5 protein-coding genes are annotated in these 11,077 nt (G+C 62.1%); 2 read left to right on the plus strand and 3 right to left on the minus strand.

Annotation, left to right across the window (positions count from 1 at the left end; genetic code table 11):
• Nucleotides 1-32: 32 nt before the first annotated feature.
• Together cphA (ASN89_RS14315) and cphA (ASN89_RS14320) are read right to left on the minus strand one after the other, a co-directional pair.
• A complete protein-coding gene (cphA, locus tag ASN89_RS14315) occupies nt 33-2,603 on the minus strand; it encodes a cyanophycin synthetase (RefSeq protein WP_046685833.1) in 2,571 nt (856 codons plus the stop codon).
• Nucleotides 2,604-2,684: 81 nt separating this feature from the next.
• A complete protein-coding gene (gene cphA / locus ASN89_RS14320) occupies nt 2,685-4,862 on the minus strand; it encodes a cyanophycin synthetase (RefSeq protein WP_058049712.1) in 2,178 nt (725 codons plus the stop codon).
• 467 nt (nt 4,863-5,329) lie between these two features.
• On the opposite strand from cphA (ASN89_RS14320), the gene ASN89_RS14325 reads away from it, so the two are divergent.
• Entirely contained in the window at nt 5,330-7,600 is a 2,271-nt protein-coding gene (locus ASN89_RS14325; protein WP_080698525.1) for an ABC transporter ATP-binding protein, read from the plus strand.
• Between the two features lie 2 nt (nt 7,601-7,602).
• Entirely contained in the window at nt 7,603-8,073 is a 471-nt protein-coding gene (locus ASN89_RS14330) for a DUF1854 domain-containing protein (protein ID WP_034750645.1), read from the plus strand.
• A 134-nt stretch (nt 8,074-8,207) separates the two neighbouring features.
• On the opposite strand, the gene ASN89_RS14335 is transcribed toward ASN89_RS14330, so the two are convergent.
• Nucleotides 8,208-10,733 carry a TonB-dependent receptor gene (locus tag ASN89_RS14335; RefSeq protein ID WP_046685831.1) on the minus strand — a complete coding sequence of 842 codons (2,526 nt, stop codon included), beginning with the start codon at nt 10,731-10,733 and terminating at the stop codon, nt 8,208-8,210.
• Nucleotides 10,734-11,077 lie beyond the last annotated feature (344 nt).

Genomic DNA, 11,077 nt, shown 5'->3' on the forward strand with positions numbered 1-11,077 from the left:
GCAGGCCGCCCTCGCATGCCGTCAGGCTGCGCTCAGGCTTCGGCGACGCGCTTGGCGATGTGCGCCAGCGCTTCTTCCACCTGGTCGATCAGGATCAGGCACAGATCGCCTTCACCGAGGCGCGCCAGCGCCTTGTCGATGGCGACGAATTCGCCGTTGATTTCATCGATATGGCTGGTGCGCTTGGCGCCGTTCAAACCCTGGCGCAGCAATGCCACGACTTCGCCGTCGGCGCGGCCGCGCTGGCATTGGTCCTGATACAGCAGCACGTCGTCGAAGGCGGCGCCGAGGATTTCCGTCTGCTGGCGGATGTCTTCGTCGCGGCGGTCGCCGGCGCCGCTGATGACCACCGAACGGCGCTTGGCCGGCATGCTTTCCACGGCCTGCACCAGCGCCAGGATGGCGTCCGGATTGTGGCCATAGTCGGCGATCAGGGTGGCGCCCTTGTAATCGAACACGTTGAAGCGGCCCGGCGCATTGTCGGCTTCATTGGCAAAGGTTTTCAGGCCCAGCGCGATGGTTTTCCAGTCCAGGCCCACGGCCCAGGCGGCGGCCAAGGAGGCCATGACGTTGTCGACCTGGAAGCCGATGGCGCCGTTGCGCGTGATCGGCACCTGCGACAGGGCGATTTCGTGGCGTTCCTTGCCTTGCGCCGCGACCAGCTTGCCGTCTTCCACGTACACGACGCGGTTGCCTTGCGCGCGGTGCGTGGCCATCACGGGATGCGTCTTGTCGGCGGCGAAGAAGGTCACCGTGCCACTGCAATTCTTGGCCATGCGGGCCACGGCAGGATCGGTGGCGTTCAGGACGGCCACGCCGCTGTCGGCCACGTTCTGCACGATCACGCGCTTGAGGACCGCGAGGTCTTCCACGGTGGTGATGTAGTTCAGGCCCAGGTGGTCGCCCGCGCCGATATTCGTCACCACGGCGACCTGGCAGCGGTCGAAGGCCAGGCCTTCGCGCAGCATGCCGCCCCGTGCCGTTTCGAACACGGCCGCGTCCACGTCCGGGTGCAGCAGCACGTTGCGCGCGCTGCGCGGGCCGCTGCAGTCGCCGCTGTCGATCTGGCGTCCTTCGATGTACACGCCATCCGTATTGGTCATGCCCGTGCGCAGGCCCGAGGTGGTGAGCAGGTGGGCGATCAGGCGCACGGTGGTGGTTTTGCCGTTGGTGCCCGTGACGGCAACGACGGGAATGCGGCCATCGTCGCCCTCGGCGAACATGGCGGCGATGATGGCTTCGCCGACTGGGCGCGGCTTGCCGAACGACGGCGCCAGGTGCATGCGCAGGCCCGGTGCGGCGTTCACTTCCACGATGCCGGCGTTCTGCTCTTCCAGCGGTTTCAGGATGCTGTCGGAGACCACGTCCACGCCGCAGATATCGAGACCGACCATGTGCGCGGCCGCGACGGCGCGCGCCGCCACTTCCGGGTGCACGTCGACGGTGACGTCGGTGGCCGAGCCGCCTGTCGACAGGTTGGCGTTATTGCGCAGGATCACGCGCTGGCCCACGGGCGGCACGGATTCGGCCACATAGCCCTGCTTGGCCAGGCTGGCCAGGGCGATGTCGTCGAAGCGGATCTTCGTCAGCGAGGTGGCGTGGCCGCTGCCGCGGCGCGGGTCCAGGTTGACCTGGTCGACCAGTTCGCGCACCGTGTGCTGGCCGTCGCCCACCACTTGCGGCGGGTCGCGACGGGCCGCCGCCACCATCTTGTTGCCGATGACGAGCAAACGGAAATCGTGGCCCGGCAGATAGCGTTCGACGAGGATATCGTCGCGGAATTCCTGCGCCGCGAGGAAGCCGGCCGTCAGCTGTTCGCGCGTGGTGACATTGACGGTGACGCCCTTGCCCTGGTTGCCATCCTTCGGTTTCACGACGACGGGCAAGCCGATCTCGCAGGCGGCGGCCCAGGCATCGTCCGCATCGACGGCGACGCGGCCTTGCGGCACGGGCACCCCAGCCGAATCCAGCAGCTTCTTGGTCAGTTCCTTGTCTTGCGCGATGGCTTCGGCAATCGCGCTGGTGCCGTCCATTTCGGCGGCCTGGATCTTGCGCTGCTTGCTGCCCCAGCCGAACGTCACGAGGCTGCCTTCGGTCAGGCGGCGGAACGGGATGTTGCGTGCCACGGCGGCGTTGACGATGGCGCCCGTCGATGGACCGAGACGCACGTCTTCATCGAGTTCCTGCAACTGGTGCAGGGCGCCGGCCAGGTCGAACGGCGCATCGTCGAGCGCGGCGCGGCACAGCTGCTGCGCCAGTTCCAGCGCCAGGCGGCCGACGGCTTCTTCCGAGTATTCGACGACGACCTGGAAGATGCCCGTTTCCAGGGTCGGCGTGGTGCGGCTGAAGGTGACGGGGCAGCCGGCTTGCGCCTGCAGGCCCAGCGCCGCCAGTTCCAGCACCTGCGCCATCGGCGCGGCGTTGTAATTGCCCAGCGGTTGCAGCGGACTCAGTTGCGGAAAGAGTGCGCGCAGGCGGGCTTCGAAGCCGGGCAGCTGGGCGATGTCGAGTTCCTGCGTGGTGCAGGAAACAATGGCTTCCACGGCGGTGTCGTGGCTCCAGAGGTTAGGGCCACGCAAGGCCCGTACGCGAGATACTTCCATAATTAAACCGTAATCCTGTTGTGTTCTTGTGGGCCCGGCCATCCTGGCCGGGCTTGAGTGCTGCTTTGCCTTAGTTGCCGATTAGTTGCCGATGCAGCCAGGGGCCGCGTCAAACGTGCGCAGTCCTGCGCAAATCAAATCGACAGGCAGGTTCAGGGCCCAGGCGGCGGCAGCGACGGCCAGCACGCTGTCGACATTGCCGGCGGTAGCAGGCTTGAGCAGGTCCAGGCACAGCAGGACCGTTTCGATGCCGCCTTCGGCCAGCACGATGTGGTTGCCGCGCACGAAGACGGCGCGCTGGCCGGCGGCCAGTTGCGCCGCGATGGCTGGCAAGCCGCCATCCTGCGCATACAGGGTTACGGTGCCGTCGCACAGTTCGGCCAGTTCCAGCACGTGCGCGTTGGCGGCGTTGAGCACGGCCACGCCCGTCGGCACCACCACGTCGACCTGGCTGCGCACGGCCTTGTACAGGCCCGCTTCGTCCAGCACGTCGAAATCCTTGACGTTATCGAGGCTGCCCATGTCCGTGACGACGCCGATCTGGCATTTGTCGTAGGCCAGGCCTTCGGCCAGGATCATGCGCGGATTGCTCTCGAACAGGGCCGTCTGCACGGTGCGGTTGAGCAGCAGGCGCTGGCCCGCGTCCCAGTTGACGCAATCGCTGCTGACGACACGGCGCTGGTCCAGGTACATGCCTTCGCTGCAGACGGCGCCCGTGTGCAGGCCCGACAGGTTGAGCAGCTTGCACAGCATGCGCACGATTAGGCTGGCGCCGCGCGTGCCCGTCACGCCGATCAGCGGAATGCGGCCCGTTTCCTCGGCTGCGAACAGGTGCTCGACGATGGCCGCGCCGACAGGGCGGGGCTGGCCCACGCCCGGCTTGATGTGCGCCAGCAAGCCAGGGCTGGCATTGACTTCGATGATGGCGCCGCGCTGCTCTTCCAGCGGACGCGTGATGTCGGTGGTGACCAGGTCGATGCCGGCGATATCCAGGCCGACCACGCGCGCGGCCAGCAGGGCCGCATGCACGACGGACGGATGCACGTCGTCCGTGACGTCGATGGCCACGTTGCCGTTCGGCTGGATCAGCACCTTCTGGCCGGCCTGCGGCACGGACAGGGCGGTCATGCCCTGGCGCTGCAGTTCCAGCACGATTTCGCCCGATTCATGCGGCTTGACGGTCCCCAATGGGAAGTCCTCGCCTTCGCCGCGGCGCGGGTCGGTATTGATCTGCGTGTTGACCAGTTCCAGCACGGTGGAGACGCCGTCGCCGTCGACCCACAGGGACTCGCCCTTGGCGGCCGCGATCAGCTTGTTGCCGACGACGAGCAGGCGGTGTTCGTCGCCCGTGATGAAGCTTTCCACCAGCACGGCCGAGCTGTCGCCCTTGCGCGCCGCCAGTGCATAGGCGGCCTTCACGTCCGCTTCCGTCATCAGGTTCAGCGAGACGCCGCGGCCATGGTTGCCGTCATACGGCTTGACGACGACGGGCACGCCGATGTCCTGCGCTTCTTCCCAGGCCGCTTCGGCGCTGCGCACCAGGCTGCCTTCAGGGACGCGCACGCCGCACGATTTGAGCAGGAATTTGGTGAGATCCTTGTCGCTGGCGATGCCTTCGGCGATCGCGCTGGTGCGGTCCGTTTCGGCCGTCCAGATGCGGCGCTGCGCGGCGCCGTGGCCCAGCTGCACCAGGTTGCCGTCGTTCAGGCGCAGCGATGGGATGCCGCGCTCGGTGGCCGCATCGACGATGCTGGCCGTGCTCGGGCCCAGGCAGCGCGAGTCGACCATGTCGCGCAGCGGCGCCAGGGCCGCTTCCAGGTCGTAGGCTTCATCGTTGATGGCGGCCATCAGCAGGTCGCGCGCGGCGGCCAGGGCGGCGCGGCCCACGTGCTCTTCGCGCGTGCGGAAAGCCATCTTGTAGACGCCGCGCTGGCTGGTCGAGCGCGTCTGGCCGAAGCCCGTGCGCATGCCTGCCAGGTTTTGCAGTTCCAATACGACGTGCTCGAGGATGTGGGCTGACCACGTGCCTTCGCGCAGACGCTCGAAAAAGCCGCCCCGTTCGCCCACGCCGCAGCGGTGCTCGATCATGCCGGGAAGCCACGCCACCAGGCGTTCGTACAGGCCAGGCAGGGTATTGGATGGATAGTCTTCCAGTTCGCCGATGTCGACCCAGGCTTCAATCACCGGGCGGTAAGTCCAGATGTTGGGGCCGCGCAAGTGGGTGACGCGGGCAAATTCGATGTTCTTCTTCTTGATCATGTAAGTGGTTTCTTGATAACAAGCCAGGCGTCTGGGCGCCAGATACTTTATGTTGGCTCTACAGAGTCTTTTCAGGCTCGTGCTTGGTTCTTTATCCCGGGTATGCGCAGTGTGCCACTTTTAGCGGCCTCTTGTCGCGTTTGCTGCCCTTATTCTGCTGGTGTTGTCATTCTAATTGTTACTAATTGTTGCCATACTTGTTATAAAGATACCGACTCTGCTTAAAGCTGGAGCATTTGCGCAACAGCGGGCTGTTGTATACTTGCTCCCGTACGACGGACGCTGATTTTTTTGCGCCGTTTTGCCATCATTCCTTACCGGCAGGCATCCATTCGATACAATACAGGAAATTGCCACTGGTGCATCCACCTCGCCATCGCGCAGTACACAAACATTGATCGGGCGTCTGCCCCATCCCCCAAATCCCGCCCTGAAGGGCATGGCCTCGAGCCGGAGTATGCTTTACGATGACAACTGAACTGAGTGTTCCTGCAACAACTATTCCCCTCACATCGCTGCCTGAACACTGGCTGGCGGAAGTGGAGAGCAACCTTTCTCCAGGGGAGAACGTTTTAAGTAGCGTTGAGGTTGACCTCGATGCGCGATTACGTTTCACAAAAGGCATAATAGTTGTCACCGAGAAGCGTTTGCTGGCCCGTTCGCCGGGCGATACCACTTGGAAAAGTTGGTCTTTCCGCCACGGATTGCGCCTGACCCACCATGACCACGCCGGCGTCGGCCATCTGGAACTGTTCGACGACCACGGCCGCCTGGCGTCGTGGCGTTTTACCCTGGGCCAGAATCTGCATGCGATCCGTGTGCTGGAACAGTTCGTCGAGCGCCTCGACAGCCACCTGACGGGCCAGCCCGTGCTGGAAGCGGAACAGGAAGTGTGCCCCAGCTGCAAGGCGCCTTTGGAGCCGGAACAGGAAGAATGCCCGATCTGCGCCAAGGTGCTGCACACGCCGCCATCGACCTGGACCCTGTTCCGCCTGTGGCGCTTTGCCCATCCCTACCGTGGCCAGCTGGCCCTGGGCTTCATGCTGATGCTGCTGAGCACGGCCGCGCACATGATTCCACCGTACCTGACGGCGCCGCTGATGGACAATGTGCTGATTCCGTATCAGAACGGCAAGCACATCGACCCGTGGCTGGTGGTGTACTACATGAGCGGCTTGCTCGGCTCGGCCCTGCTGGCCTGGCTGCTGGGCTGGGGCAAGACCTATGTGCTGGCCCTGGTGTCCGAACGCATGGGCGCCGACTTGCGCTCGGCCACGTATGAACACCTGATGAAGCTGTCGCTGGAATTTTTCGGCGGCAAGCGCACGGGCGACCTGATGGCGCGCATCGGCAGCGGCAGCGACCGCATCTGCGTCTTCCTCTCGCTGCATTTGCTCGACTTCGCTTCCGACGTGCTGATGATCATCATGACGGGCGTCATTTTGTGGTCGATGAACCCATGGCTGGCCATCATGACCCTGGCGCCATTGCCCTTCATCGCCTGGATGATCCACCTGGTGCGCGACCGCTTGCGCACGGGTTTTGAAAAGATCGACCGCGTGTGGAGCGAAGTGACCAACGTGCTGGCCGATACGATTCCCGGCATCCGCGTCGTGAAGGCGTTTGCGCAGGAAAAACGCGAAGCGGCCCGCTTCCGCGACGCCAATGCGCACAACCTGGCCGTCAACGATAAACTGAACAAGGTCTGGTCGCTGTTCTCGCCCACCGTTTCCTTCCTGACGGAGATGGGTTTGCTGGTTATCTGGTGCTTCGGCATCTGGCAGCTGTCGCGCGGCGAAATCACCGTCGGCGTGCTGACCGCCTTCATCGCCTACAGCACGCGTTTCTATGGCCGCCTCGACTCGATGAGCCGCATCGTCTCCGTGACGCAGAAATCGGCGTCGGCCGCCAAGCGCATCTTCGACATCCTCGACCACGTGTCGAGCGTGCCGGAACCGGCGCAACCGGTGAAACTGGACAAGATCGAAGGACGCATCGACTTGCGCGAAGTCGGTTTCCGCTATGGCAACCGGGCCGTCAACCGCGGCATCACCCTGAACATCAAGGCGGGCGAGATGATCGGCCTCGTGGGCCACAGCGGCTCGGGCAAGAGCACCCTGGTCAACCTGATCTGCCGTTTCTACGACGTGTCGGAAGGCGCGATTCTGCTCGACGGCGTCGACATCCGCTCGTTCGCCGTGTCCGACTACCGCCGCAATATCGGCCTGGTGCTGCAGGAGCCGTTCCTGTTCTTCGGCACCATCGCGGAAAATATCGCCTACGGCAAGCCGCACGCGACGCGCCAGGACATCATCGCCGCCGCGCGCGCCGCGCATGCGCACGAATTCATCCTGCGCCTGCCGCAAGGCTACGATTCGATGGTGGGCGAGCGTGGCCAGGGCTTGTCCGGCGGCGAACGCCAGCGCATCTCGATCGCCCGCGCCCTGCTGATCGACCCGCGCATCCTGATCATGGATGAAGCGACATCGTCGGTCGACTCGGAAACGGAAAAAGAGATTCAAAAGGCGCTCGATAACCTGGTGCAGGGCCGCACGACGATCGCCATCGCGCACAGGCTGTCGACCCTGCACCGCGCCGACCGCCTGGTGGTGCTGGACCGCGGCCAGGTCGTCGAAGTGGGCAGTCACGATGAACTGATGGCGAAAGAGGGCGCCTATTTCCGCCTCTACGAAGCACAGGCGCGCAACAACGAACTCGCCCTGGATGACAAGGAATAAGCATGGCCAGTACAACTTTTACATTAAGCCGCGACACCTTCGGCAAGCTGGTGATGACGGACGCGGACGGCCAGGTTTTTGAGGGTGTGGCGCCCGTGCGCGCCTTCCCCATCCAGTCGCCCGACGAAGGCATTTCGCTGGTGCTGGGCAATGGCAAGGAAGTGGCATGGATCGACCGCCTCGACGCCTTGCCGGAACCGGCGCGCAGCCTGCTGCAGGAAGAGCTGGAAGGACGCGAATTCATGCCCGAGATCGCGCGCGTGAAAAGCGTGAGCAGCTTCGCCACGCCGTGCACGTGGTACGTGGACACGGACCGGGGCGAGACGCAGTTCGTGCTGAAAGGCGAGGAAGACATCCGCCGCATCGGCGCCACGTCGCTCTTGATCGCCGACAATCACGGCATCCACTTTTTGATACGCGACATGTTCAATATCGACAAGACGACGCGGAAGATTTTGGATCGCTTCCTGTAAGCGTGACCCTGTCTTGAAAACCGCTGCCTGCAGCGGTTTTTTTTTGTCTGCGGGCATGAAAAAAGCCGCACAAGAGTGCGGCTTTCGAATGCAATACCGGCAGCCCGTTTCAGGCCGCCGGGGATGGCGCTGCATTACATGAACTTGTAGCCTGCGCCGATGTAGAAGTAACGGCCGCGTACGTTGTACAGCTGGGCAAAGCCCAGGGTGCCGTACTGGTTGCCGGCGCCCATCGCGCTAAACGGTGGCATCTTGTCGAACAGGTTCTTGATGCCGGCCGTGAAGGTCAGGTTTTGCATCGCCACGTACTGGCCCGTCAGATCCACTTCCGTGTGCGAAGGAATCGTGCGGGTGCCCGGCTTGATTTCGTCGCGGCGCAAGTCCGAATCGATCATGTCGCCCGTCGTGCGGATGACCAGGGTGCCCGACATATTGTCCTTTTCCAGGCTGGCCGTGAAGGTGTTGCGGTACTTCGGATTCATGAAAGTCTTCATCGTGCTTTGTTCTGGATCCGTCGCCGTGTCCTGGGTGTCCATGCGTGTGTAGATGGTGGACGCATTGCGCAGCGTGAACTTGCCGAACATCGTTTGCGGCGAGGTATAACGCAGGTCCGTATCGAAACCGCGCACTTCTGTCGTGGCCAGGTTCTGGTTGTTCAGCAGGATGCGCGCGTCGCCATTCTTGATTTCCACGTTGCCCAGTTCGATCGCCTTGGTTTCCGTCAGGGTGCCGATCTCGTTCTTTTTGTTAATCTTGAAGAAGTCGATGCTGGCTGTCAGCGAGTTCACTGGCGAGAACACCACGCCCAGGTTATAGGTCTTGCCCGTTTCAGGTTTCAAGTCCTTGTTGGAGCCGGAAACCTGGTAGTAGGCGAAGTTTTTGCAATTGCCGGCAATCGATGGGAAGGCTTTGCAGATATCCGCATCGCTGGTCGTGTAGGCACCCGCATCGACGCCGCCGTACATCTGTTTCAGCGATGGCGCCAGGTAGCTGCCCGCATACGAACCGCGGAACATCAGGTTGTTCAGCGGCTGGTAGCGCAAGGCCAGTTTCGGGCTGGTCTTGCTGCCGACATTCGAGATGTCGTCATAGCGCAGGGCCACTTGCGCTTCGACGTTTTTCAGGAAAGGAATCGACAGTTCGCCGAAGATGCCCTTGGAATTGCGGTCCGCCTTCACGGCAGCCTGCTGGATGCTGCCGAAGACCACGCCATCGATCTGGTTCTGGTCGGGCTGGTCGCTCAGCGTTTCCTTGTTGTACGACACGCCGACGGCGTAAGCCATCGCGCCGCCTGCCAGGTCCATGATCGGCGCCGATGCCTTGGCGTTGAAGAAGGTCAGTTCCGACTTGCCGGCGCGCGTAGGCGTCAGGCGGATCTTGTCGACGGCTGCCTGCGGATTGTCGGTGCGGGTCGGGTTGATCGAACCATTCTCGATCGCTTCGTTGAACAGGTCGTAGTGTGCATAGTTCGAATCGCGGTTGGTGGCCTTGCTCACGCCCTTGCCGATGGCCACGTCCCAGTCGATGCCGCGCGTCGTGCCTTCCAGGCCCGTCGAGAACTGGGTCATCGTGCCCTTGCGGTTGGTCTGGCGCGGTCCCATTTGCATGAAGCGGCCGGCAACGGTCTGGTTGCCGACCTTGAAGTTGCCTGGCGCAGGCTGGGACGAGAAGTCGTCCTTGCTTTCGGAATAGGTAAATTCCGCGAACGCGCGGATGCTGTCGCTGATCTTCAGGCTGCCGATCAGCATGCCGCTGACGCGGTCGGCGCCATTGGTCGAGGTCAGCAAGGTCTTGTTGACGTCAAAACGGCAGCCGTCCGGGCTCATATCGCCTGCCGGGCAAGGCACCAGGGTGCCGCCACCGCTGATATTGCCGCTAGGATGGTAGCCACTGCGGCCATCAGGACCGCCAAAGCGGCGGAAGTCGGCCGAACTGGTCAGGTCGCGGTCCTTGCGGTAGATCGGGTCGCGCTTGAACACGTCGACCGTGGCCAGCACGTTGAAGCCCTGGGTGTCATAGTCGCCAAAACCGTACACGAGGTTGGCCGTCTTTTCCTTGGCGTCCGAACGCGAGCTTTGGCCATAGCTGGTTTTCGCTTCCAGACCCTGGTAATTCTTTTTGGTAATGAAGTTCATCACGCCGGCAACGGCATCGGCGCCATAAATGGCCGAACCGCCATCCTTCAGGATTTCAATGCGTTCCAGAGCGCTCAGCGGAATGGCGTTGACGTCGACCGCGGCGCCTGCGCCGGAACCGTCAGCCAGCGCATTGGTCGGCAGGCGGCGGCCGTTCAACAGGATCAGCACGTTGCGTTCGCTCAAGCCGCGCATCTTGATGTTGGTGGTGCCCGAACCCGATGGGGAGCTGGCGCTCAGTTCGCCCTGGTCATTGATGTCGATGGAAGCCAGGTTGCGCACCAGTTCAGCGACGCTGGTGGCGCCCGTGCGCTCGATATCTTTCTTGCTGTAGATTTCCACCGGCGCGGCGGTTTCCGCATCCACGCGCTTGATGGCGGAACCGGTGACGACCACGCGCTGCACTTTTTCCTCGCCAGCCTTGGCTTCCTGCGCCTGGACGGCCTGGTGCATGAAACCTGCGCTCATGACCAAGGTGCCGGCAAACATCATGCGCAAGGATTTGTTTAATGTCTTTTCAATCATTGTCTATCCTCCAACTAGGAAACTTAAGTTTCCTTAGGGTTTTATTTAGCTATTTGAAATTATTTTCAAAATGACCATGTTTACAAATTTAGTATTTTAAATTTGCAATTCATCAGACCATTTTTTGATCTTGACTGTCAAGAAATGCCGGATATTTGCGCATGCGCATGGCACAAACGAGAATGAAGGTGGATGAATTTTATTTGTGTCAGGCAGGAAAGTGCCAAAATTCAATTGTTAAATAAATTAAATTTGTAATTGGGTAAAATGATCGTTGAAAGTTTGGTGTTTGTCCGTTACCTGTCTAGACAGCTGTTGTTTTTTTGTGACGACATTTACGCCGT

The sequence above is a fragment of the Janthinobacterium sp. Ant5-2-1 genome (assembly GCF_001445815.1).
GTDB lineage: Bacteria > Pseudomonadota > Gammaproteobacteria > Burkholderiales > Burkholderiaceae_D > Janthinobacterium > Janthinobacterium lividum_E.

Coding starts and splice junctions, on each gene's coding strand:
- ASN89_RS14330 (WP_034750645.1), top strand. CDS start 7,603: ATGGCCAGTACAACTTTTACATTAAGCCGCGACACCTTCGGCAAGCTG.
- cphA (WP_046685833.1), bottom strand. CDS start 2,603: ATGGAAGTATCTCGCGTACGGGCCTTGCGTGGCCCTAACCTCTGGAGC.
- ASN89_RS14335 (WP_046685831.1), bottom strand. CDS start 10,733: ATGATTGAAAAGACATTAAACAAATCCTTGCGCATGATGTTTGCCGGC.
- cphA (WP_058049712.1), bottom strand. CDS start 4,862: ATGATCAAGAAGAAGAACATCGAATTTGCCCGCGTCACCCACTTGCGC.
- ASN89_RS14325 (WP_080698525.1), top strand. CDS start 5,330: ATGACAACTGAACTGAGTGTTCCTGCAACAACTATTCCCCTCACATCG.